The following is a 26,894-nucleotide window of genomic DNA, read 5'->3' as shown; positions in this document are numbered from 1 at the left end:
AATGAACACCGATGTTCCAGCTATGAACGCCGCCGTCGCCCCGGAATTTCCGTTGACGCTGACTCAGCGTGACATCTATTTCGATCAGATCTGTCACCCCGGCGCGCCTATCTACAACATCGGTGGCTATCTGAAGCTGGGCGCGGTGAACGCGGCCCGCGTGCAGCGCGCGCATGCAATGCTGGTTCGCGGGCACGATGCCTTCGGAATTCGTATCGTCTCTTCAGAGAGTGGCACCCATCAGCGCATCGTGGACGAAGACGAGCGCACGCTCGGGCTGCCCATCATCGATCTGTCGAGTCAACCCGCGCCTGCCGAAGCTGCCAGGGAGAAAGTCACTCGCCTGTTCGAAGCGCGCATGCCCTTCGAAGATACGGAGTTGTTCGAGGCGTCGCTTCTGAAGCTGAGTGAGTCTGAATACTGGTACGTGGTCATCGCGCATCATCTGATGTGCGACGGGTGGGGATTCATCAATCTGGCGCATGCGCTGGCGGCTCACTACAAGCCGGGAACGCAGGATCAAAGCGTCTTGTGCTGGCGTGACATCGCGGCGAGTGACGAGAATTATCAGACCAGCGAACGGTATGCGCGTGACCGCGACTACTGGCGTGATGAATTGAAGAGCTTGCCGGAACGGCTTCTGTCTCCCCGCACCGGCGCCGGTACCGGGCAGGTGGTTCACAGCAGTGTGCGTCACGTCGTAACCCTAAGCGCAGAAGAGCTGGGTCGCTTGCGACAGGCGGCGACGGATATCGGGGTCGGCGTCCCGCACGTGCTGCTGGCCGTCCTGGCGTCGAGCATGGGACTCGCTCACGATCAGTCGGATCTGGTGGTCGGATTGCCCATCCACAATCGGCATGGGGAAGCGCAAAAGAAAGCCATCAGCGTCTTCACCAGCGTCAGCCCGATGCGTTTGTCGGTGAATTCGGGTCAGCGTTTTTCGGAGGTTGCCCGGCACGTCGCCGAAAAACAGAAGGCGAACCTCCGTCATCAGCGATATCCCATCGGCGACATCGTGCGCGACCTCGGTCTTTCCGGAGGAGCGCAGAAGATTTACGACATCGGATTCAGCTATCTGAACTTCGAAGACGATGTCGAGTTCGACGAAAACCTGTCCAAGCTGGTCTACGTCAGCCACAACCACGAAAGCACGCCCTTGTTGGTGACGTCGTGGGAATGCGGTAGTTCGATCGAGATCAAGCTCGACTGCAACCGGAGCTATTTCTCCGAGTCGGACGCGAGGCTTCTCGGCAGTCGACTGGTCCATTTATTGAATCTGGTGACGTCGAATCCCGACAAGGCGCTCGCGTTGCCCGACGTTCTTCCCGAGGAAGAACGCGCGATGCTGCTGACCACGTTCAATTCGACGGCGAGCGAATATCCCAAAGACTCGCTTATTCACGAGTTATTCGAACTGCAGGCCGCGGCGCGGCCGCAGGCCGTCGCGGTGGTCTGCGAAGATGGTTCACTTACGTACGCCGAGCTCAACGAGCGCGCGAACCGCCTTGCGCACTACTTGGTTGCGCAAGGTGTGCGACCCGATGACCGCGTGGCCATCTGCGTCGAACGCGGCCTGGACATGATCGTCGGGCTGTTGGGCATATTGAAGTCGGGGGCCGGCTACGTCCCGCTCGATCCCGCCCATCCTCCCGAGCGACTGGCCTTGATGCTTGCCGACAGCGCGCCCAAGGTCCTGCTGACGCAGCGGCCACTACGCGATCGCGTGGGCGCCGATGCTTTGCTTACCTTGATGCTGGATGGAGCATCCGAAGAGTTCGAACCATACTCCACACAAAATCCGGCGGCCCGCGGCCTCGGGGTTACGCCGCGGCATCTCGCGTACGTGATCTATACATCGGGCTCCACCGGGCAACCGAAAGGCGTGATGGTCGAGCACGCGTCGGTCATCAACGTGTGGGCGAGCATGGAAAAGACGATTTTCCACGACCTGCCATCGAACGCGCGAGTCGCGCAAAACGCGCCCATCACGTTCGACGTTTCCGTACAGGGCCTGGTCCAGCTCCTGTCCGGACGAACGGTCGTCGTCATTCCTCAAGCCGCGCGCCTCGATGCGAATCTGTTCTTGCGCTACGCGCGTCAGCACTGCATCGAAGCATTCGATTGCACGCCGATGCAACTCGATACCCTGCTCAAAGCCGGCCTTCTCGAGGAGGGCGACGATACCGCCTTGAAGCTGGTGGTCGTCGCCGGCGAAGCCATCAACGGCGCGATGTGGAAAACATTGCGGGCGTCGCGGTCGATTCGCTTCATCAACGCATACGGTCCGACGGAAGCCACCGTCTATGCCACCGAGTGCGCACTGCCCGAATCCGGTGAATCACCAGTCATCGGCTACCCGATCGCCAACACCCGGATCTACATCCTGGACCAGCAAGGTGCTCTGGTGCCCATCGGCGTCGCGGGAGAACTCTACATTGGCGGCGCGGGCGTCGCGCGCGGCTATCTGAATCGCGAGCAATTTACGCGCGAACGTTTCCTGAAGGATCCGTTTACCGGCGAAACGGGCGCGCGCATGTACAAGACCGGCGACCTGGCGCGCTGGCTGCCGGACGGAAACATCGAATACCTGGGACGCAACGATTTCCAGGTCAAGATCCACGGATTTCGAATCGAGCTGGGGGAAATCGAATCACGACTGGCGGCGTGCCCCGGCGTGAGCGAAGTCGCGGTGCTGGTGCGCGAAGACGTACCGGGCGACAAGCGACTGGTGGCCTATCTAGTGGCCAAGGACGACGTCCACCTATGTGTCGGGGAGCTGCGTCAGCAGTTGATGGCGCAGTTGCCCGAGTACATGGTGCCCAGCGCGTTCGTCGTGCTGGATGCCTTGCCGCAAACGGCCAACGGCAAGCTGGATCGCAAGGCGTTGCCCGCGCCCGATGGATCCGCCGTGGTGCATCGCGAGTACGAAGCGCCGCGGACGGAAGCCGAAGCGGTGCTGGCGGAGAGCTGGCAAACGCTGCTCGGCATCGAAGGAGTCGGTCGCCATGATCACTTCTTCGAGCTCGGCGGACACTCGATGCTGGCGATGCGGCTGGTGGAGTTGCTGCGCGCGCGCAGGTTCAGAGCGGAAGCCAGAACCGTGTTCATGACTCCCTTGCTGCTCGACTGCGCCGCGGCGCTCGTTCCCATTTCTAGTTCGAGCGAGTCGTCCGACATTCCGGTGAGCCGCATCCCGCCCGGAACGCAGGTCATCCTGCCGGAGATGCTGCCGCTCGCGAACCTGACGCTTCAGGACATCGCGGTCATTACCACCGCTATCCCCGAAGGCGTTGCCATCATCGAGGATATCTATCCACTGCTGCCTTTGCAGGAAGGCATGCTGTTCCATCACCTGATGCAAGCGGAGCGCGACGCATACGTCTTGCGAGCGGTCTTGGAGTTCGACCGCAGGGATCGACTGGATGATTTCCTGGCGGCGTTGAACCGCGTGATCGCGAGGCACGACGCCTTGCGTACCGCCGTGTTGTGGGAGGGACTCTCCCAGCCGGTGCAGGTCGTGCTCCGAAAGGCCACCCTCGTCGCGACAGAACTGGCTTCACCGGAATCGCCCGTAGGTCGATCGCTGGGCCGCGCTGTGCTGCAACGAGCCCGCCTGGATGTGCGGCAAGCGCCGTTGATCGCCGCCTGTTGCTACCTGGAGCCTGCGTCCAGCAAGTGGACGCTCGAGCTTTCGGCTCACCACATCGCCTTCGACCACGAATCTCTGGCGCTGATCATGGCTGAGGTGCAGTGCCTGATGAACGGCACGGAAGAGCTTCTGCCGGCCAGCGTTCCGTTCCGGAACGTCGTGGCGCATGTGCGCAATACGCCGCTCGAATCGCACGAGGTCTACTTCCGCAAGACTCTGGCGGATATCGAAGAACCCACTGCGCCGTTTGGCGTATTGAACCTGCGGGCGACGGGCTCGACGAGCACGACCGCGCAGTGTCGGGTTTCTTCGGCATGGTCCCGGCGCATCCGGGACTGCGCTCGCCGTCTCGGGGTTCCCTCATCGGCCTTGTTCCATACCGCCTGGGCGCTGGTGCTGGCGCGTTGCACCGGGCGCACTGACGTGGTTTTCGGAACCGTGTTGTCCGGTCGTCTGCAGGGCGATGCAGGTTTCGCGCACGCCATCGGCTTGCTGATCAACACATTGCCGGTGCATATTTCGTTGGCGCGGCTCCCGGTCAGGAATGCGGTGCGGGAATGCCAGGACCGACTGGCATTGTTGTTGGCCCATGAACGGGCTCCGCTGAGTCTGGCTTTGCAGTGCAGCGGCGTGCCGTCCCCTTTGCCGTTGTTCACGTCGCTGCTGAACTATCGGCACAGCGCGCGGCAGGAGCATGGTGAATCACTGCCGCTGACGGTCGCGGGCGTGCGGGTGTTGCACACTGAAGAATCGGCCAACTATCCCGTCGCCGTGCAAGTGGATGACTACGGCGATGAATTCACGCTGGGCGCGATTTGCGTCGAGGGACTTGAGGCGGAACGCATCACTGGCTATTTCCGTTCCGCGATCGAGAACGTGGCCCGTGCGCTGGAAGACGGTAACAGCGAAGACGTTCTGACCTTGGACATCCTGCCTCAGGGTGAGCGACAGCAACTGCTAGCGGACTTCAACCATGCCACCTCCGACTACACACGAACCGCGCTCGTGCACGAGCTGTTCGAGGCGCAGGTTAACGCATGCCCGGACTCGGTGGCGGTGGTTCATCGAGGTGACGTGCTCGACTACGCCGCGCTCAATGCGCGCGCGAACCAGTTGGCGCACTACCTGAGGTCCCTGGGTGTGAAGCCCGACGACCGGGTCGCTGTATGCCTCAGGCAGGGCGTGGACATGGTGACCAGCCTGCTGGCCGTGCTGAAGGCCGGTGGCTGCTATGTCCCGCTGGACCCTACCTATCCTCAGGATCGCATCCAGTACATGCTGTCCGACAGCGCTCCCGTGGCGTTGCTGACACAACTTTCGCTGGCGGAGCGAGTGGGCATGCATGCGCTGCCGACGCTGGTGCTGGACGCGCCGTCCGATGGTGAGGTTCTGAAGTCGCAGCCCACGCATGATCCGGTCAAGTCTCCCGATCTGAACGACTCTCACCTGGCGTATGTCATCTACACCTCGGGTTCGACCGGTGAGCCCAAGGGCGTGATGGTCGAGCACCACAGCGTGGTGCGCCTGGTCACCACGCAAGACTACGTGCAGCTCGACAGCAGCACGGTCATGGCGCAGGCCTCGAATACGTCGTTCGACGCCGCAACCTTCGAAATCTGGGGCGCGCTGCTCAACGGCGGTCGCCTGGTCGTGGTTGAGAAAGACACCCTGGTCCATGCCGAGCGACTGGCGGCGCAGATTCGCGAAGACGGCATCAACGTGCTCTTCGTGACCACCGCGCTGTTCAATCAGCACGCGCAAAGCAAACCGGATTGTTTTGCCGCGTTGGGGACGTTGCTGTTCGGCGGCGAGGCTGTGTCGCCGGGCGCGGTTGCCACTATCGTTCGCAAAGGCATGCCGAAGCGGCTGCTGCATGTCTACGGCCCCACCGAAACCACGACGTTCAGCACTTGGTATCCGGTGACGTCCGAACCTCTGGCTGGCGCGGGTAACGTGCCCATCGGCCGAGGGTTCGCCGATACGCGTCTCTATGTGCTGACGCCCACATTGCAACCGGTTCCGGTCGGAGTCGCGGGTGAGCTGTTCGTGGCCGGGGCCGGGCTGGCGCGGGGCTATCTCAACCGGGATGAACTCAGCGCCGAGCGGTTCCTAAGCGATCCGTTCGCACGTGAGCTCGGCGCGAGCGATGCGAGCGCGCGCATGTACAGGACCGGCGATCTGGTGCGATGGCTGCCGGACGGCTCACTGGAATTCCTGGGTCGCCGCGACTCCCAGATCAAACTCCGCGGCTTCCGCATCGAGCTTGGAGAAATCGAAAGCAAGCTCGCGGCGCAGCCGAATGTGCGGGAGGCGCTGGTGCTGCTGCGTGAGGACATGCCGGGCGACAAGCGCCTGGTGGCGTATCTCACGTGCCACGACGAGACGTGCTTCTCCGCGGGGGAGTCGCTGACGCAGCTGGCTTCGCGCTTGCCGGATTACATGCTGCCGAGCGCGTTCGTCGTGCTCGATGCCTTTCCGCTGACGCCCAACGGCAAGCTGGATCGTAAGGCCTTGCCGGTGCCGGAAGGCGAATCGTTGGCGGCCGAGTACGAGCCGCCCGAAGGTCACACCGAGGAAGCGCTGGCGGAAATCTGGCGCGAGCTGTTGCGCGTTCCACGCGTTGGCCGCCACGATAATTTCAGCGCACTCGGTGGGCATTCACTCCTGGCGATCACCTTGTCGGTTCGCATCCAGGAGAAATTCCAGGTCCGGCTGACGCTGGAGGCGCTGTTTGGCGCCGCGAGTTTGGTGTCCATGAGCGAGTTGATCGTCAACGCGCAAGCGAACCTGTTCAGCGATAAGGAAGTGGAAGAGATGGAGGCCGAGCTCGCCTCCATGTCTGACGAAGATCTTCTCGCCTACCTAAAGGACCTGAAGTAGTGTCTGTAAAACTACCCACGCGCGAAGAACTACTGCGGGCAGCCTTGCTGAAAAAAATCCAGAAAGAGGCGGGCGCGCGCGGCGACCGAAACACGCGCGAGGTCATTCCCAAGGTGGATCGCAATCGCCCGTTGCCCTTGTCCTTCGCCCAGCAGCGCCTGTGGTTCATTGCGCAACTCGATTCCGCGGCGAGCGGGGCTTATCACATCCCGGCGGCGTTGCGTCTGACCGGAAAGTTGGATCGCCCGGCGTTGCGCGCCGCGCTCGATCGTCTGATGGCGCGCCAGGAAGGACTGCGCACGCGCTTCGTCCTGCTCGACGGTGTGCCACACCAGGTCATCGCGCCTGACGGTGTCGGCTTCGCCTTGATCGAAACCAACCTGATGCATCTCGCGGAAGACATGCGCGAGCAAGCGGTCATGGCGGAGTGTGCCGAAGAGTCGCGGGCATCATTCGATCTCGCGGCGGGACCGATGATCCGCGGACGCCTGCTCCGGTTGGCGGAGGACGAGCACGTGCTGCTCGTCACCCAACACCATCTCATCAGTGACGGTTGGTCGATCGGTGTGTTGGTGCGGGAAGTAGCCGCGCTGTACGAAGCCGCGAGCCAGGGCGCAGCGGATTCATTGCCTGCCTTGGATATCCAGTACGCCGATTACGCTGCTTGGCAGCGTGATTGGCTGAAGGGTGAGGAGTTGCAGCGTCAGCTTGGTTTCTGGCGCGAGCATCTGACCGGCGCACCGGCCTTGCTCACCCTCCCGGTCGATCGTGCGCGCCCCGCGATGCCGAGCTACGCCGGCGCCCAGGTACCGATTCGAATTTCGAAAGAATTGAGCGCGCGCGTGCGAACGCTGGCCCAGCGCCATGGCGTGACCGACTTCATGACCCTGCTGGCGGCGTGGTCAGTCTTGATGGCGAGGTTGAGTGATCAGAATGAAGTGGTCATCGGCACGCCCGTGGCGAATCGGCAGCGGCGCGAAGTGGAAGGCCTCATCGGATTCTTCGTCAACACGCTGGCGCTGCGCGTGCGGCTGGAAAGCAATCCGAGCGTGCGTGAGTTATTGGCACAGGTGAAGGGCACCGCGCTGGCGGCGTTCGGTCATCAGGAGCTGCCCTTCGATCAGGTCGTCGATGCGGTGCAGCCGGCGCGCAGCCTGAGCTACAGCCCGCTGTTCCAATCCGTATTTATCTTCGACAAGGTGGCGGTCGAACGGACGTTGACGTTGCCGGGCGTGTCCTTGACGCCACTGGACGTTCCGCGCGCATCCGCGCATTTCGATTTGTCTCTGGCACTGAGCGACAGCGAGGAGGGATATTCAGGCGAGATCGAATACGCCAGCGACCTGTTCGAGCGTGCGACCGTGGAACGCTTCGTCGGGCATTTCGTGACGCTGATCGAGGGCATGGTTGCGAGCGATGACGCCCACGTGGCGGCGCTGCCGCTGCTCACAGTGGAGCAGGAACGGCAACTGCTCGTGGACTTCAACGACACCGCGCTGGTTCTTCCGGACGACGCGTTTGTCCACGAACAATTCGAGGCCCAAGTCGCGGCACGGCCGGATGCGATCGCGGCGACGTACGAAAACCAGTCGCTGAGCTATGCCGAACTCAACGCGCGTGCGAACCGGCTGGCACATTACCTGATTTCGCAGGGCGTAGGCCCGGATGTATGCGTGGCGATCTGCCTCGAGCGATCGCTGGACATGATGGTGGGAATTCTCGGGGTGCTGAAGGCGGGCGGCGCCTACGTGCCGCTTGACCCGACCTATCCGCGCGAACGACTCGCATACGTGCTGGCGGACAGCGCGCCGAAGATGCTGCTGATTCAGCAGGCAGTACGGGAGCGATTGCCGTCCCATTCCATACCGACCCTGGCCTTGGATGCCGCGGAAGGCGAACTGGCCGCCCAGCCGACGACGAACTCGGATGCCCGGCGCCGCGGGCTCGCGTCGGGACATCTTATCTATGTGATCTATACATCGGGTTCGACCGGCATGCCCAAGGGTGTCGCGGCCCTGCACCAGGGCGTGCTCAATTACTTTCATCACGCGTTGCAGCACTACCTGCCGGAAGGCGCGGCGGGTGCCGTGGTGACGACGCCGTTCAATTTCGATTCGTCCATCACCACGTTGATCACGCCGCTCCTGTGCGGAAAACAACTGGTGCTGCTGCCGGATGAAAATCATCACTGCCTGACGCAGCTGCACGAGTACTGCCGGCAGACCACCCCCTGGTTGTTCAGCATCGCGCCCGCGCACCTCGAGGCGTTGGTCGAGATGACTTCCGAATCGCCCAGCCTGACCCCGCATATATTGGCCATGGGCGGCGAACTGCTGACCTGGAGAGGGCTGCAGAAATTCCGCGAGCGGGTTCTACCCAACGCCATCGTCTTCAACGAGTACGGTCCCACGGAAACGTCGGTCGCGTGCACGATGTTCGACTGCGACAAGGGCCGCGCCGCCTCGAATGGCGACGGCGTGCCGATTGGCCGTCCGATCGCGAACATGAAGTCGTATGTCTTGAACAACCAACGCGTTCTCACGCCTATCGGCGTCCCCGGAGAACTGTATGCGGCTGGTGTGGGCATTGCGCGCAGCTTCCTCAATCGACCGGAGCTGACTGCCGAGCGCTTCCTGGAGGATCCGTTTTCGGATGTTCCGGGTGCGCGCATGTACAAGACCGGCGACATCGTGCGCTGGTTGCCGGATGGCAATCTCGAGTTCATCAGTCGCAACGACTTCCAGGTCAAGATCCGTGGCTTCCGCGTCGAGCTAGGTGAGATCGAGGCCACACTGGCGAGGTGCGCGGGTGTCGGCGAAGCCGCCGTGCTGGCTCGGGAAGATGCGCTGGGCAACAAACGTCTCGTCGCCTATCTATCGGCCAAGGCCGGCGCCATCCTGTCGGCGGCGATCTTGCGCGAGGAACTGGCCGCGCAGTTGCCGGACTACATGGTGCCGGGTGCGTTCGTCGTGCTCGACGCGTTCCCACTGACGCCGAACGGCAAACTGGATCGCCATGCCTTGCCCGTTCCGGAAGACAATGCGTTGGTGCGACGGCAGTTCGAACCCCCGCGAGGCGAGATCGAGGAGGTCCTTGCGGCCATCTGGCAAAAGCTGCTCGGTGTCGAATCCGTCGGGCGTCACGATCACTTCTTCCAGATGGGTGGGCACTCGCTGCTAACCGTGCAGCTCGCATTCCTCATCGAGGATCGTCTGGGCATCGAGGTTCCGCTGCGCGAGTTGTTCGAACACGCGGAACTGGACGTGATGGCGCAGCACATCGCGGGGAAGAGAGGGCAGGCCTCACTACCGCCGCTCACGCCCGCGGCGCGCGATGGCCGGCCACTGCCGCTGTCGTTCGCCCAGCAACGCCTGTGGTTTATCGCGCAGATGGATCCGGCGGCGAGCGCGGCCTATCATATGCCCGCGGCGCTGCGCCTGACGGGCAAGCTCGATCGGAGCGTGCTGCAGGCCGCGCTCGACCGCGTGATGGCGCGACAGGAAGGACTGCGCGTGCGCTTCGTCACCGTGGACGGAGTGCCGCACCAAGTGATGGCGCCGACGGATGTCGGTTTCGCCCTGACCGAAAAAGATTTGAGTCATCTCGCGCACGCAGAGCATGAACGAACCGTCGCGGAGGAAGCCGCCGAATCGGCGAGCGCACCATTCGATCTGGCGACGGGCCCGCTCATCCGCGGACGCCTGTTGCGTCTGTCGCAGGAGGAACACGTCCTCCTGATCGCCCAGCATCACTTGGTCACCGACGGCTGGTCGGTGGGCGTGATGGTGCGTGAAGTGGCGACGCTGTATGCCGCGTTCAGCACGGGTGAGGCGGACCCGCTGCCGGCGCTGGAATTTCAATATGCCGATTACGCTGCATGGCAGCGCCAGTGGTTGCAGGGCGAGGAACTCGAGCGACAGATCGATTTCTGGCGCGGACATCTGCACGGCGCGCCACCGTTGCTCACGCTGCCGACCGATCGTGCACGTCCGTCGATGCCTGGTTACCAGGGGGGCATGGTGCGGCTTGACATCTCGCCGGAGCTCACCGCGCGCCTGCGGGCATTGTCACAGCGCCATGGAGTGACGCTGTTCATGACGTTGATGGCGGGTTGGTCGGTGTTGCTGGCGCGACTGAGCGGCCAGCAGGATGTGGTCATTGGCACTCCGGTCGCCAACCGGCAGCGCCGCGAAGTGGAGAGCGTGATCGGATTCTTCGTCAACACGCTCGCGCTGCGCGTGCGCCTGGACGACAACCCGAGCGTTCGCGATTTGCTGGCACAGGTGAAAGCGAGTGCCCTTGAGGCATTCAGTCACCAGGAACTTCCGTTCGATCAGGTCGTGGAAGCGTTGCACCCGGTCCGCAGCCTGGGCTACAGCCCGCTGTTCCAGGTCATGCTCGCGATGGACAATACGCCGGACAGCGAGCTTGCGTTGCAAGGTGGCCTGGCGTTGCCCGGCCTGACGATGACTCCCCTCGCTACGCCGCACACCACGGCGCATTTCGACTTGTCGTTGTTGCTGAGCGATGACACCACGGGGCTCACCGGCGAGCTGGAGTACGCCTGCGACTTGTTCGATCGCGCAACCATCGAGCGCTTCGCGACGCATTTCCTGACGTTGCTCGAGGGCATGGCGGCGAACGATGCCATGCGTGTCGGCACGCTGCCGCTGCTGACGCAAGCGGAGCAAGACCGCGTGCTCGTGGATTTCAATGACGTTCCGGCGGAAAAGCCGAGCGACTCGTTCATCCACGAGCAATTCGAAGCCTGCGTTGCGGCCCACCCGGATGCCACCGCGTTGGTCTTCGAGTCGCAATCACTCAGCTACGCCGAGCTCAATGCACGTGCGAACCGGGTCGCGCATTACCTGATCGCCCACGGTGTGCATGCGGACGACCGTGTTGTCATTTGCACGCAGCGAACACCGGATCTGGTTATCGCTATGCTCGGCGTGCTGAAAGCCGGCGGCGCCTATGTCCCGCTCGACCCGGCGTATCCGATCGAGCGTCTGCAATATCTGCTGACGGACAGCGCGCCGAAGGCGCTGCTGATTCAGCAAGCCCAGCGCGAACGCATTTCGTCCGATTCGATCCCGACGCTGGTGCTGGACGCCTCCAGCGATGAGTTGTCCGCGCAGCCGGAACAGAACCCGGATTCCCGCGGCCGCGGACTCGCGGCGCATCATCTTGCCTATGTGATTTACACCTCGGGCTCCACCGGGCTACCCAAGGGCGTCATGGTTCACCATGAGGCCGCGCTCAACTATCTTGATCACGCATCGAGAACGTATCTACTCGACGACATGGCCGGCGCGCTGGTATCGACGCCATTCAGTTTCGACGCCACGTTGACTACGCTGGTTACGCCCTTGCTGTGCGGCAAGCAGGTGGTGTTGTTGGCGGACGAGAACCATCGCTGCCTGATGCAGTTGTTGGCGTACTGCCAACAGTCGTCACCGTGGTTGCTCAAGGTGACACCCGCGCATCTGGAAGCTCTCGCGGGAATGGCGGCAACTCCACCGCGGTCGACGCCGCACATGATCGTGGTGGGTGGCGAGCAGCTCACTTGGCGCTGCGTGGAAAAATTTCGCGAGCGCGTGCTGTCTCACGCGGTCATCGTCAACGAGTACGGACCGACCGAAACTGCCGTCGGCTGTACGGTTTATGCCAGTCATGTCGGCGACGCGCCTGCATTGGCGAGTGCTGTGTCGATCGGGCGTCCGATCGCAAACACGAAGATGTATATCCTGGACCAGCAGGGCGCTCCGGTGCCCATCGGCGTCGCGGGAGAACTCTACATTGGCGGTGTCGGTGTAGCGCGTGGCTATCTGAATCGCGCGGAATTGACCGCGGCGCGTTTCCTGAAGGATCCGTTTTCGGATGCGCCGTCCGCGCGCATGTACAAGACCGGCGACCTGGTGCGCTGGCTGCCGGACGGCAACATCGAGTTCCTGGGACGCAACGATTTCCAGGTCAAGATCCGCGGCCTTCGGATCGAACTGGGCGAGATCGAAGCCAAGCTCGCCGCGTGCGCCGGCGTGCGCGAAGCGGCGGTGTTGGCGCGTGAGGATTCGCCGGGTGACAAACGGCTGGTGGCTTATTTCACAGCCGTCGCCGGCGCGCATGTGTCCACGGACGATCTGCGGTCGGAGCTGAGAGCGCAGTTGCCGGACTACATGGTGCCGAGCGTGTTCGTGATGCTCGATGCCTTCGATTTGACCGCGAATGGCAAGCTGGATCGTAAGGCGTTGCCGATGCCGGACAGCGATGCTCTGGATCGACGTGAATACGAAGCGCCGCACACCGGCATCGAAGTCGCGATGGCGGAAATCTGGCAGCAACTGCTGGGAGTTGCGCGCGTCGGTCGTCACGACAACTTCTTCGAACTGGGAGGCCACTCACTGCTGGCGGCCCGGGTCGTTTCCGAGTTGCGTTCCAGGATGGGTGCCGAACTGGCGTTACGGTCTATCTTCGAGCGTCCCACGCTCCGCGAGCTGGCTGCCACCATCGAGCGGGCGCCGAGCAGCGCTTGGGAATCCGTACTGCCGACGCAGCGCGATGGTCGTCCGTTGCCCTTGTCGTTCGCGCAGCGACGACTGTGGGTCATCGATCAACTGGATCCAGACAACCAGGAGTTTCGCAGCCAATACAACATACCCATGGCCTTGCGCCTGCAGGGTAAGCTGGATCAGAAGGCGCTGACGCTGGCGTTGAACGGCATCGTCGATCGCCATGAGATTCTTCGAACGGTTTACGTCAATGACTCGGCTGGCGAAGGCGTGCAGATCATCAAGGCAGCGCACGCGCTCGAAGTGCGTGTGATCGAGCTGCCCCAGGTTGCGCAGGAAGAGCAGGAACAGCGCGTGCACGCGCTGGCCCTAGCCGATGGCGCGAAAGTGTTCGACCTGACGCGCGACCCGGTGCTCCGAGCGACTCTGGTTCGCCTCGACGAGAGCCATCACGTGCTCCTGCTGAACTTGCATCACATCGCGGGCGACGGGTGGTCGATGGCGGTGCTCGCACGCGAATTCATGGCGCTTTATGCCGCGCACAGCGGCAACGCTTCGTCGACATTGCCAGTGTTGCCTGTCCAGTATGCGGATTTCGCCCAATGGCAGCGGCGACAACTCAGCGGCGATAGCTTGCGGCGAATGCTCGCGTATTGGACGCAGCAGCTGGCCGATCTGCCGGTGGTGCACAGTTTCCCGCTCGACAAGAAGCGACCCGAGAAACAAAGCGTGGCGGGTGCGTTGGTCAGCCAGTCGCTCGGCAAGCATCTCGGCGATAGTTTGATCGCGCTCGGTCGTCGCCAGGATTGCACGCTCTTTATGCTTATGCAGGCCGCGTTCTCGGTCCTGCTGGGACGCTACAGCGGCGAGTCGGACATCGTCATCGGCACTCCCGTCGCGAATCGGCCGGGCGCCGAGCTCGCGCCGATGATCGGCTTTTTCCTGAACACACTTGTGTTGCGCAACGATCTGTCGGGCAATCCAGATTTCACGGCACTGCTCGCGCGCAGCAAGGAAATGGTGCTAGGCGCATACGAGCACCAGCATGTCCCGTTCGAGATGCTGGTGGACGCGCTGCGCCCCGAACGAACGATCAGCCACACGCCGTTGTTCCAGGTCATGTTCACGGTGCAGAACAATGACTCCGTCGACTTGACGTTGGCGGATCTGAATGTGCGGATACTCGACTTCGACCGCGGCATCGCGAAATACGATCTCAGCCTGAGCATCGCCGAACACGAGGACGGCATGCGGATCGATTGGGAATACTGCACGGATCTATTCGAACGCGACACGATCGTGCGCCTGGCGGAAAACTTCGAGGTGTTGCTGCAGGCAATCACTGCGGCGCCGGAGACACCGATCGACGAGCTGGCCTTGCTGGGCGCAGCCGAGCGCCAGACCCTGCTGCGAACCTGGAACGACAGCGCCTGCGACTACCCGCGCGCGCAACTCGTGCATGAAGCATTTGAGTTGCAAGCGCAGCGCACGCCGGACGCGCCTGCCGTGAGTAGTGAGACCGGCAGCCTGAGCTACCGTGAGCTCGACGAGCGCGCCGATCGGCTGGCGCATTACCTGCGCAATCGCGGCCTGCAGGAGGAGGCGCGGGTTGGAGTGTGCATCGAGCGTTCGCCGGAAATGCTCGTTGCGTTGCTGGCCACACTCAAGGCCGGCGCCGCGTACGTGCCGCTCGATCCGGGCTACCCGCTCGAACGCCTGCACTACATGCTGCACGATTCGGGAGCTTCGTGGCTGCTCACGCAGAGCGACGTTGTGCCGATGTTTTCCGTTCCAGCGCACTGCCAAACGTTGTGCCTGGACGAACCGGATCTCTGGGCCGATCTGTCGGCACTGCTGGCCAGCGAAGCTTCCGCGGTGTCCACACTCGGTCCGGCGAATCTGGCCTATCTGATCTACACCTCGGGCTCCACCGGCAAGCCCAAGGGGGTCATGATCGAACACCGCAACGTGATCAATTTCTTCACGGGTCTCGATCAGCGTCTGGGCGTGTCCGTCGCTGCGCAGACGTGGCTGGCAGTCACCAGCATCAGTTTCGATATTTCGGTACTCGAGTTGTTCTGGACACTGTCGCGTGGCCACCATGTGGTATTGCAGGCGGAACGTCCGATGCCGGTCGCGGAGATCGGCGAGATCGATTTCAGCCTGTTCTACTTCGCGGCCGAAGACAGTCGCGCCACCAACAAGTACCAGTTGCTGCTGGATGGAGCGCGGTTTGCCGATAGCCACGGTCTCGCTGGCGTCTGGGTGCCGGAGCGGCATTTCGCGAACTTCGGTGATCCATTCCCGAATCCGTCGATCGCCGCCGCCGCCATCGCCGCGGTTACCCGCAACGTTCCGATCCGCTCCGGCAGCGTCGTGCTGCCGCTGCACGATCCGATCCGGGTCGCGGAAGAGTGGTCGATGGTCGACAATATTTCCGACGGTCGCGTGGAGCTCTCCATCGCTTCGGGATGGCACCCCAATGATTTCATCTTCGCTCCGCAGAACTACGCGAAACGCTACGAGGTGATGAAAGAAGGAATCGACACATTGTGTCGCTTCTGGCGCGGGGAAGGCATCGAGCGTACCAACGGCGTCGGAAAACCGGTGACGGTACATCTGCATCCGAAGCCGATCCAGGCCGCGTTGCCGATCTGGATCACGGCGGGTGGCAGTCCGGAAACTTTCCGCTATGCCGGTTCCATCGGCGCCAATGTGTTGACGCACCTGCTGGGGCAAAGCGAAGAAGCGCTCAGCGAGAAGATCACCATCTATCGGCGGGCACGCGCGGAAGCAGGCTTCGACGCGGGCCGCATCGCGCTGATGCTGCATACCTTCGTCGGAGAAGATGCCGAGTCGGTCAAGCAGGCCGTCGAGCAGCCGCTGAAGAATTACTTCCGCCAGTCGTTGGATCTGCTCAAGCCATTGGCGGAACAGGCCGGTCTCGATGTCGGCACCGATGTCGATGCGCTTCTGGCGCTGGGCTTCGAGCATCATTTCGCGCGTAGCGGATTGTTCGGCACCGTCGAATCCTGTTGCCGACGGGCGCAAGAACTGCGCCGGCTGGGCATCGATGAAATTGCGTGCCTGATCGATTTCGGTGTCGAGCATGCCGACGTCGTCGCGTATCTGCCGCTGTTGAAGCGGATGCAGTCGAGCCTGCGCCAGCAGAGCGCGCAGCAGCGCTTGCTGGCGAAGCGACTGGAGAAATCGACTTCGCCGTTCGAGCTGATTCAGCGGCATCGCGTCACCCATATGCAGTGCACGCCTTCCTATGCGCGTGAACTCGTCATCGACGAAGACGGGCGGCAGGCGCTCGGTGGATTGCGGCAATTGCTGGTTGGCGGCGAAGCCCTGCCCACCGAGCTCGCGAACGCACTCGAGGCCGTGGTGCCGGGCCAGATCTTCAACATGTACGGCCCGACCGAGACGACGATCTGGTCGTCCGTCGCGGAAGTTTCGGGCGGAGATGTGCACCTGGGTAAGCCGCTGGCCAATACCCAGCTCTACGTCGTCAACGGTCGACAGCAGCTCTCGCCGACGGGCGCGGTCGGCGAATTGCTGATCGCCGGCGACGGAGTGGCGCGTGGCTACTTCGAGCGCGAAGCATTGACCCGGGAGCGATTCCTCGCCAATCCATTCGCGGGCGAAATGCCGGAACACGGTGGGCGCGTTTACCGGACGGGAGATTCGGTGCGTCGCTCGGCCGATGGTCGATTGCAGTACGTGGGGCGCATCGATCATCAGGTGAAGCTCCGCGGTCATCGCATCGAGCTGGGCGAGATCGAGAGCACGTTGTCTTCGCATGCGGCCATCGCACAGGTCGTGGTGATCGCGCGCGGCGAGCCCAAACAACTGATTGCGTATGTCGTGGCGAAGGCATCGACCCAGGCGATCGCATCGGATGTGCTGAAGTCGTACCTGCGACAGCATCTGCCGGAAATCATGGTGCCATCCGCCATCGTGACGCTGGCTGCGTTGCCGCTGACGCCCAACGGGAAAATCGATCGCAAGGCGCTGCCGGATCCCGAGATGGGGGGCGCGCTGCAGGCCGACTACGTCGCGCCGCAAAGCCTGCTGGAAGAGGAACTTTGCGCACTCTGGCAATCCGTGCTGGGCCTGGAGCGTGTGGGCGTCACCGACAACTTCTTCAGCATCGGTGGCGATTCGATCCTCGCGATCCGCCTGATTGCTCGCTGCACGTCGCAGGGCATCCAGGTAACCGTGCAGCAGTTGATCCAGCACCAGACGATTCGTGAACTGGCGCCGCATGCGCGGCAGGGGCAGGGCGTCGTCCAGCCGCAGGAAGCGGTCACGGGTGCGCAGGCGTTGTTGCCGATCCAGCGCTGGTTCCTCGGCAGCGATGACGCGATCGATCAGCATCACTACAACCAGTCGGTGCTGCTGACGGTGACGGATACGCTGGACGAGGTGCAGCTGGCCTCGTGGGTGACCGCGCTGCATCAGCGCCATGACGCGCTGCGCCTGCGCTTCATCGAGCGGGACGGCGTCTGGCACGGCGAGTATCGTGACTTCAATCCGGCGATGGTGCGGGCGTCGATCGCATTCGAGGACCTGCGGGATGTGAACGAGGCGGAGTGGGGCGCACAGATCGCTTGCATCGGCGAGCGCATGCAAGCCAGTCTGTCGCTGAGCGACGGGCCGCTGTTCCGCGCGGTGATGTTCGAAGCAGGCGCGGGATTCCGCCGCCTGTTGCTGATCGCGCATCACCTGATCATCGACGGCGTTTCCTGGCGCGTGCTGCTGTCGGACCTGGAGCAGGGCTACAGGCAATTGCGCGAAGGGCGGGGCGAGGTGATGCTGGCGAAGAAGCGATCCTCGCTGCAGGCGTGGGGCCACTTCCTTGAGCAGCACGCGCGTAGCCAAAGCGTCCGGAACGAACTGGACTACTGGCAGGCGCAGTTGACGGTGCCGCCCCTGCCGATCGCGGCGGTCGGAGTGGTCGACCAGAGCTATGGAACGACGCGCGTCGTGTCTTTCGAACTCGATGCGGACGACACCGATGCGCTGCTGAAGGGCTGTCACCGCGCGTACCGCACGGAAACGCCGGATCTGCTGCTGGCCGCCGTCCTGCGCGGGTTCCAGCGTTGGGGCAACGTGTCGACGCTGCTGTTCAGCATGGAAGGTCACGGCCGCGAAGCCCTGAGCAACGAGATCGATCACAGCGAGACGGTGGGCTGGCTGACCAGTCTGTACCCGCTCGCGCTGCGCGCACCGATCACGTCGTCCGTGGGCGACCTCATCATGCACGTCAAGGAACAGATGCGTGCCGTGCCCGCGAAAGGCATCGGTTACGGTCTGCTGCGGCATCTCGCGGGCATCGAGTCCCTGGCGCCCTCCACGCCGCGCAACGACATCCTGTTCAACTACCTCGGCCAGTTCGATCAATCGGAAGCGGACGGCATCGCCTTCGCCACGGAGTTTGCGGGGCATGCGGTGAGTCCGCGCCGCCAGCGCGAGCACGGCGCGGAGATCACGGCGCTGATCAGCGGCGGCCGCCTGTCGTTCGGCATGGGCTTCAATGGCCTGGCGCAGGACGCCGCGCGCATGCAGGCGCTGCTGGACGACATCCACTCGGCGCTGAAGGAGATCATCGCGTACTGCCTCGACACGCCGGACGTCCACTACACGCCCAGCGACTTCCCGCTGGCGCAGGCCACCCTGGCGCAAGTGCGGCAGTGGCAGCAGACGTACCCGGATCTGCAGCAGCTTTACGCGTCCACGGCGATGCAGCAGGGCCTGATCTTCCACGAGCTCGTCGCCGGCGGCGCCTATGTGACACAGCTCGACCTGTCGCTGGTCGGTGAGCTCGATCAGGCATTGTTCCGCAGCGCCTGGCAACGGATCATCGAACGGCACGACATCTTCCGCACGATCTTCGTCGGCGATCGCCTCGTCCAGCTGGTGCGCGCGCATGCGACCGTGAACTGGCAGGCGTTCGACTGGCGCGACCTCGACGTCGAGGCGCAGGTCGAACGATTCCTGCAGTACAGTCGGGCGGACAAGAAGCGTGGCTTTGATCTCACCCAGGCGCCGCTGCTGCGCCTGGCGGTCATGCGCCTGACCGAGACGCGAACCCGTCTGCTCGTCTCCTATCACCACGCGCTGATGGATGCCTGGTCGCAGATGGTGCTGTTCGACGAGCTCATGCAGGTCTACCGGGCGCTCCTGCACGAGCGTGTGGTGGAACTACCGGCACCTGTTCCGTATTCGAACTATGTCGCATGGCTGGCTCACCAGGATCGAGCGGCTGCCCACCGGTATTGGCAACAGCGCGTCGGCGACATCCGCGCCACCACCGAGTTGGGCCTGGCCGGCGCGTCCGCGCACTCGACCGCGGCGGAGTACGACGAGCAGCGCTTGCACCTCGGCGTCGCGTTGACGCAGCAGTTGCAGGCGTTCGCCAGGACCCATCACCTGACGACGCACGTCCTGATCCAGGGGGCATGGGGTTATCTCGTTCATCGCTACAGCGGCCGCGATTGCATCCTCTTCGGTGAAACCATCTCGGGTCGTCCGGCGACTTTGCCGAACGTCGAACGGGTGGTCGGCTTGTTCATCAACACGCTGCCGGTCCGCATGGAGTTCGCGGCGGATGTGGAGGTCGTGACCTGGTTGCAGCGTCTGCATCGGGAGAGCGTCGAGCGCGAAGCATTCGCCTACATGCCGCTGCTGGACATCCAGGCGCTGAGCGATCTGCCGCGCGGCCAGCCGCTGTTCGAAACACTGCTGGCCTTCAACAACCTGCCGGAGCCCGATGCGGCGAGCACCGGACAGGACCTGCGCGTCGAGGCGCTGCAGGGCGACGAGCAGACGAACTACGGGCTCACCTTGAGCGCGCAGCTGCTGGAGGATCTGTCTTTCCGTCTGACCTACCGGACGGATCGATACGCTTCCGCGACGCTCGACACCATGCTGGGGCACTTCCGCGAAATTCTGAGCGGCATCGCCGACGCGCACGGCAAGACGGTCTCGCAGTTGCCGCTGCTGACCCGCGCCGAGGAAGAGCAGGCGCAGGTGCGACGCCTGACGAGTGCGACTCGCCCGGATGCGCAGGACATGGAAGAGGGCACCGAGACCTTGCTGGCGGCCCTTCACGACAGGCCGGTGTACGTTCTGGACGGGAAGCTGCGTCATGTCCCGCCCGGCGTCACCGGCGAGCTGTATTCCGCACAGCCGGACGGCCGTCTCGAACCCACTGGGGAGCTGGCGCGATGGTTGGCCGGTCGCCTTGAATTGCTCGGCCGCGTGAGCGACCAGGTCTGTATCCAGGGGCACACCTTCGGATTGGCGCAGGTCCGCCGCCAGCTGCAAGCCTGGCCGGGCTTGCGCGAGACCTGCGTGCTCTGCAGCGGCGACGGAGACCGTGCTCGTCTGGTCGCCTGGCTGGTTCCCGAGCAGATGCCCGAACGCGAACTGGAGGCGCTCCAGCTGCTGCAACGGTATCTGCAGGACCATCTGCCGGAGGCGGTGGTGCCAGCTGGATTCAAGATGCTCCCGGCGTTGCCGCGGCTGCTGGATGGCCAGGTCGATGTCCAGCGGTTGCCGGAGCCTCATTGGCTGGAGACGCTCCCCTACGTGGCGCCCGAGACGCCGACTGAACGCGCGCTCGCGGCCATCTGGGAGGAATTGCTGGAGCGGCCCCGGATCGGCGCGCTGGACAGCGTCTTCGCGTTGGGCGGCAACTCGCTGACCGCCGTGCGGCTCGAGTTCGCGATCCAGGAAAGGTTCGGCGTCCAGGTCACCCTGCGCGAGCTGTTCGAGAACGCCGAACTGCGTGCCCAGGCGCTCGTCATCGAAGCGAAAGAACGGCAGATGCTGCAGCCGGGCATCGAGCGGGTGCCGCGCGACCACGGGCCACTGCCGCTGTCGTTCGCGCAGCAGCGCCTGTGGTTCATCGATCAGATGGATCGCAACAGCAACGAATACAACATGCCGCTGGCGATCCGTCTGCACGGCCGCCTGGATCTGCATGCGCTCCAGGTCACGCTGGACGCGATCGTCGACCGGCACGAGATCCTGCGCACGAGCTACCAGGTCACGGAGAGCGGCGAGCCCCATCAGGTCATCCATGCACCGACTCCGCTGCAGATCGACGTGTTGACGGGGAGCTCGACCGAAGAAGGCCTGCGCGCGCAGGTGGCGGCGGAAGCCATGAAGCCGTTCGATCTGAGTTTCGGTCAGATGCTTCGCGCCAGCATCCTGCGGCTGAGCGACACGGAGCACGTGTTGCTCATGACGACGCACCACATCGCTTCCGATGGCGCCTCGATGGGTGTACTCATCGATGAGTTCGTGCAGCTCTACGGTGCTTTCGCCCGCGGTGGCGGGAACCCGTTGCCGCCGCTGTCGTTGCAGTACGCTGATTTCGTGCACTGGCAGCAAGGTTGGCTGCACGGCGAAACGCTTGAGCGGCAAGTGTCGTACTGGACGCGACAGTTGGCGGGAATTCCGTCGCTGCATGGCCTGCCGACCGACAAGTCGCGACCGGCGTCGCAAAGCTTCGCCGGCGCAACGCTTCGGCGCCCGATCGACCAGGCCCTGCGCACGCAACTGCAGGCGCTCGGCCAGGCGCATGGCACGACCCTGTTCATGACTTTGCAAGCGGCGTTTGCCGCCCTGCTGGCGCGGTACAGCAATGAGACCGATATCGTCATCGGCACGCCCATCGCCAACCGCGCGCATCCCGCGCTGGCGTCGGTCATCGGTTTGTTTGTCAACACCCTGGTGCTGCGCAACGAAGTGACGATGGACGCATCGTTCGCGTCGCTGCTCGAGCAGACCCGCCAACTCGCCCTCGACGCCTACGAACACCAGGATGTGCCGTTCGAAATGCTGGTATCGGCGTTGCACCCCGAACGCAGCCTGAGCCACAGCCCCGTTTTCCAGGTGATGTTCGCGTTGCAGGAGAACCTCGATCCCGAACTCGCCCTCCCCGGCCTGCGCGTCGATACGGTGGACACCGGCTACCAGGTCGCCAAGTTCGATCTGAGCCTGACCATCGACACGACCGAGGATGGCTTGCTGGGCAGTTGGGAATACTGCGTCGACCTGTTCGAGGCCGACAGTATCGCGCGCCTGGCCGAGAGCTTCGAACTGCTGCTGCGCGCGGTCGTGGCCCAGCCCGAGCAGCCCGTGGGCGACGTGCCGCTGCTCACGGCGACACAACAAGACGCGATGTTGACGACGTGGTGCGGTCAGGCCTCGGTCCATGCGTCGGGGCGTTGTACCCATGAAGTGTTCGAAGCACTCGTTCGCGCCCAGCCGGACGCGCTGTCGGTGACCGATGGCCAGCAGTCCCTGACTTATGGCGAGCTGAACCAGCGTGCGAACCAGTGGGCGCACCATCTTGCGGAGCAGGGCGTTGGCCCGGACGTGCTGGTCGGCATCTGCGTCGAGCGTTCACTCGACGCCATCGTCGCGATCATGGCGGTGATGAAAGCCGGTGGCGGGTATGTGCCGCTAGATCCGAACTACCCCTGGCAGCGCCTCGAATTCATGCTGAAGGACTCGGGCGTGCATTGCCTGCTGACCCAGACATTCATGGCAGAGAAGCTGCGGGACTCGAACGCGCTGCTCCTGTTCCTGGACGCACCGCCCGAGGCCGTGGCGCGGAGTTCGCGGGAGAATCCGCAGCCGCGCGCCTGGGGTCTCACGTCACGAAACACGGCGTACATGATCTATACTTCCGGCTCGACGGGGGAGCCCAAAGGGGCCTTGATCACGCACGACAACGTGGTCGCGTACTGCGAAGTAGCGAGGCACGACTACGGAGCGAAGACAGACGATCGCGTGTTGCAGTTCTCGACGCTGTCTTTCGATATGTTCATGGACGATTTCAGCAATTCGTTGCTCACGGGCGGTGCTCTCGTGCTGAGAAACGACGACATCCTGGCAGGGCCCCGGGCCTTCTGCCAGTTCGTGAAAGAGCATCGAATCTCCGTCGCGAGCCTGTCCACCGCCTTCTGGCATGAGTTGTGTTTCAGCCCGGCAGGGCTGGAAGCCTTGAATGAAAGCGATGCCCGCCTGCTGATCATCGGCGGCGAGGCGATGTCGAAGGCCGCCGTGCACCAATGGCAATCAGTCGTTTCACCGAAGGTGCGCGTGCTCAACACGTACGGCCCGACCGAATGTACGGTCACCGCCAGTTGCTTCGATGTCGAGAGATCCATGGAGGGGTACGCCAACGTGCCCATCGGACGCCCCACCCGCCATGTCCGTGCTTACGTGTTGAACGTCCGCCGCCAGTTGGCGGCCATCGGCGAAGTGGGCGAACTGCACATCGGTGGGCCCGGCGTGGGCGCGGGGTATTTCAACCGGCCGGAGCTGACGGCCCAGCGATTCATCCAGCACACGTTCCCGAACGGTGTCGAAGAGCGTCTGTACCGGACGGGCGACCTGGTGTGCTGGAGCAGGGACGGTGAGCTCGAATACATGGGCCGAATCGACCACCAAGTGAAGGTGCGCGGATTCAGAGTCGAAACGGGCGAAGTCGAGTCCGTGCTGCGTCGTCACGCGGAGGTGAAGGACGTCGTCGTGGTGGCTCGCGGCAAGCCGGTCCAGTTGGTGGCGTACGTGGTGGCGGAGCAGCGCGCAGGCCTGGCCAGTGAATGGCGTGCCCTGCTTCGCAGTCAGCTTCCCGAGTTCATGGTGCCCTCGGCCTTCGTCGTGCTCGATGCCATTCCGCTGTTGCCGAATGGAAAGCGGAACCTCAAGGCACTTCCGGATGTCGGCGACGAACACGCCGGTGGCGAGCACTACACCGCGCCCGGCACTCCAACGGAGGCCAGGATCTGCGCCCTCTGGGAAGACCTGCTGAAATTGAAGCGCGTCAGCATCCACGACAACTTCTTCGAGTTGGGAGGCCACTCGTTGTTGGCGACGCGCATGGTCTCGGCGCTGCGCCAGCAATTCGACCTGGACATCCCGCTGCGAGAGGTCTTCAACCTGCAAACAGTGTTCGAGTTGAGCGCATACATCGATGAGGAGAACGAATTGGCGCGTGGTCTTGATGGCATCGGCAGCGAACCGGCAAGCGAGAAAGACCGGCATTCGTCGGCCGAGGTCTGGGAGTTGTGATGAAAATCATCCAGTCCGAATCCAGGCAGAGCCCCTGGTTCATGCGATTCAAGCGCAATCATCAGGCACGGCTGCGCCTGTTCTGTTTTCCGTACGCCGGCGGCAGCGCCGGTCTGTTCGAACCATGGGGAAGGGTATTCGAGGGCGTCGACGTCGTCGGGGTGCAGTTGCCGGGCCGCAGTAACCGGATCAGCGAAAAGCCGATCGATTCGCTGGCCGAGATTGTCGCGCGTCTCATCGTCGAGCTGCGTGGCCTCGACGATCTGCCTTTCGTGTTCTTCGGGCACAGCAACGGCGCGCTGATCTGCTTCGAATTGGCCAGAGAGCTGCAGCGGCGCGGCATCGGCGGCTTGCAGCACATCATCCTGTCCGGCAGACGCGCCCCGCATCTGCCTCGTGTGCATCCGAATACCCACGACCTTCCGCACGATGCCTTCATCGAAGAGTTGCGCTCCATCAACGGCACGCCTGAAGAACTGCTTAGCAACATGGAGCTGATGAACTTGTTCGTGCCGGTCCTGCGCGCCGATTTCAAAGTGAGCGAGACCCACAAGTACTGCGCCGACATCAAGCTGAACACGCCGGCGAGCATTTTCTGGGGGCGACTCGACACGGATATTCCAGAGGCGGATATCGAGGCATGGCGCGCCAACTTCGAAACCGGAGACATCGCGTTCGCGGAATTCTCCGGCGACCACTTCTTCATTCATTCGCAGCAGGCGCTGGTTCTGGAAAGAGTCGGCGAGATCCTTGGCGGGCTAACAACCGGGCGTGTGGCCGAGGATCTACGGGAAGCGACTGGCTGACATGACATCGTCCCTCGGCAAGCAGGTTTTGCACCCCGCAATGATTTCAAGCAGAAAGGATTCGGATTTCCCATGACGCTCATCGAAGCTTTGTGTCTGATGCTGATCGGCGCCCATCTCTTCGGGTGGTTCGCCGAGCGATTGGGACAACCCGCCCTGGTCGGTCACATGGTGGCGGGCATCCTGCTCGGGCCGTCCGCGCTGAACTGGATGCAAGCGGGCCCGACGTTTTCCGCCATCTCCGACTTGTCCGTGCTGTTCATCGTGCTTGCTGCCGGCCTCGAAATGGGCATGCGGCACGTGCTCGATGTCTTTCGCGGCAAGCGCTCGTTCGCTCTGCTGGTGGGGTTCGCCATTCCGACCGCCGCGGCAGGCACGTTCGCCTGGCTGGTCGGGATGGCATTGATTCCGGGGCTCGTCGTTACCTTGTGTCTGTCGGTGACGGCGTTGCCGGTCGCACTGCGCATCCTGAGCAGCTTCCGCATGCTCGACACGAGCATCGCGAGAGTGGCGATCGCGAGCGCGCTGTTGTCCGATGTCATCGTGCTGATGGTGCTGGGCGTCGCGCTCTCGCTGGCCTCGCCATCGGCCGGGAATTGGTTGCCCGCCGCGGGCATTTCGATGGCCAAACTGGTGGCGCTCCTCGCATTTATCGGGGTTGGTCACCTCGCATGCCTGCGTTTGAGTGCGCTGCGGTTGACTCGCAAGACCAGCTCGAAGTATTCCGATACCGTGCTGATCGCGACGCTGTTGTTCACGTTCGCATTCGGCGCGCTCAGCGAGTTGCTTGGATTCCACTTCGTGATCGGTGTCTTTTTCGCAGCACTGATGATCACCCGCGACCTCATCGGCGATGCGCACTTCGAGAAACTGGAGCGCAGCTGCGAAGTGATCACGGTCAGCCTGTTCGGACCATTGTTCCTTGCGTATCAGGGGATCCAGTTCCAGTTGGGCACGCTGAACAACCCGTCGCTGGTGGCGGGTCTGGTGCTGGTCGCGATCGCGTCCAAGCTGCTGGGCGGTTACGTGATGGCGCGGTTGAAGAACATGCCTCATCAGGAAGCGCTCGGCGTGGGCGCCATCATGAATGCGCGCGGCGTGATGGAGATGGTGGTGGCCAGCATCGCCTATCACGCCGGATTGGTTGATCAGGGGCTGTATTCCGCGCTGTTGCTGGTCGGGATGGCGACCACGGTCATCACGCCATTGCTGCTGAGGCAGTGGCTGACGCAAAGCCAAAGCCAGACAGCGTAGTCGGTCTTCCGGCAGCCACATGCACATGGAATTCGGCAAACTGAAGAGATCGCATGAGCGAGACAGCACATCCCCCGACCGACGAGAAATTCGAGTCCTGCCGCCAGTACCTGATCGGGTTGGGCGCCGGCAAGCAACTCCACTCCGGGCGGCACTTCCTCGACCATCTGGAAGGAACCTACCGCTTGCTTCGCCGCTGGGGATTGCCCGAGTCCGTGTGTTACGCCGGGCTGTTCCACAGCATGTACGGCACCGACGGCTTCAAGCGCAATGCGTTGACGCTGGACGACAGGGACGAGGTCCGCGCGCTGATTGGCGAGGACGCCGAGCGGCTGGTCTATCTCTTCTGTTCCATTCGCCGGATCAGCATGTTCGAAAGCGGAGCGCCGCAGGCCATCCGGTTCCGCGAGGCGGAAAGACGCACGCCCATTTCGCAGGAAGAGTGGGTTGCCCTCTTGCACATGGAGTACGCGAACACGTTGGATCAGTGCCTGGACCTCGGGTTCGTCGGGAAGTTCGTGCTGACCAAGCTGGGTCGGAAGTGGATGCATCTCAGACAGCACCTGACCGAGGCGTGCAACGCCGAATTGGCGCCGGTTTTCGCCAGTCATCTGATATCGCGGTGGCAATACCTCGCCTTCCAGCCGTTGTTCTGGGTGCTGCAGAGGCTGTGAGACGACACGGCCGGTAGCGCCG

Annotated in this window: 4 protein-coding genes and 1 pseudogene; all 5 read left to right on the top strand. The window is 63.2% G+C overall.

Translation table 11 applies throughout. From position 1 onward, the window contains the following. The first annotated feature begins 1 nt into the window (after position 1). The 5 genes and pseudogenes from ACCQ05_RS13325 to ACCQ05_RS13305 all read left to right on the top strand — a co-directional run bounded on the left by ACCQ05_RS13325 (position 2) and on the right by ACCQ05_RS13305 (position 26,872). Entirely contained in the window at positions 2 to 6,529 is a 6,528-nt protein-coding gene (locus ACCQ05_RS13325) for a non-ribosomal peptide synthetase (protein WP_372390815.1), read from the top strand. Next, positions 6,529 to 23,985: pseudogene (locus tag ACCQ05_RS13320) on the top strand (non-ribosomal peptide synthase/polyketide synthase); the annotation flags it as partial. The gene ACCQ05_RS13325 and the pseudogene ACCQ05_RS13320, both read left to right, overlap by 1 nt. 152 nt (positions 23,986 to 24,137) lie before the next feature. After that, a complete protein-coding gene (locus ACCQ05_RS13315) occupies positions 24,138 to 24,944 on the top strand; it encodes a thioesterase II family protein (protein WP_372390811.1) in 807 nt (268 codons plus the stop codon). Positions 24,945 to 25,016: 72 nt separating this feature from the next. Beyond that, positions 25,017 to 26,198: a cation:proton antiporter gene (locus ACCQ05_RS13310; protein ID WP_228964084.1), complete on the top strand. Its 1,182-nt coding sequence runs from the start codon at positions 25,017 to 25,019 to the stop codon at positions 26,196 to 26,198. A gap of 53 nt (positions 26,199 to 26,251) precedes the next feature. Then, positions 26,252 to 26,872, top strand: coding sequence for a DUF6817 domain-containing protein (locus ACCQ05_RS13305; RefSeq protein WP_372390809.1), 621 nt, complete (start codon positions 26,252 to 26,254; stop codon positions 26,870 to 26,872). Positions 26,873 to 26,894: the final 22 nt, after the last annotated feature.

Origin of the sequence: Xanthomonas sp. NCPPB 3582, from assembly GCF_041475735.2 — a bacterium.
Classification (GTDB): domain Bacteria; phylum Pseudomonadota; class Gammaproteobacteria; order Xanthomonadales; family Xanthomonadaceae; genus Xanthomonas; species Xanthomonas codiaei.
Note: the sequence above shows the minus strand (reverse complement) of the source record. Positions and strands in the feature narration are given on the sequence as shown.

Bases quoted from the DNA above. Each gene is read 5' to 3' on its own strand.
- ACCQ05_RS13305 (WP_372390809.1), top strand. From the start codon at position 26,252: ATGAGCGAGACAGCACATCCCCCGACCGACGAGAAATTCGAGTCCTGC.
- ACCQ05_RS13325 (WP_372390815.1), top strand. From the start codon at position 2: ATGAACACCGATGTTCCAGCTATGAACGCCGCCGTCGCCCCGGAATTT.
- ACCQ05_RS13310 (WP_228964084.1), top strand. From the start codon at position 25,017: ATGACGCTCATCGAAGCTTTGTGTCTGATGCTGATCGGCGCCCATCTC.
- ACCQ05_RS13315 (WP_372390811.1), top strand. From the start codon at position 24,138: ATGAAAATCATCCAGTCCGAATCCAGGCAGAGCCCCTGGTTCATGCGA.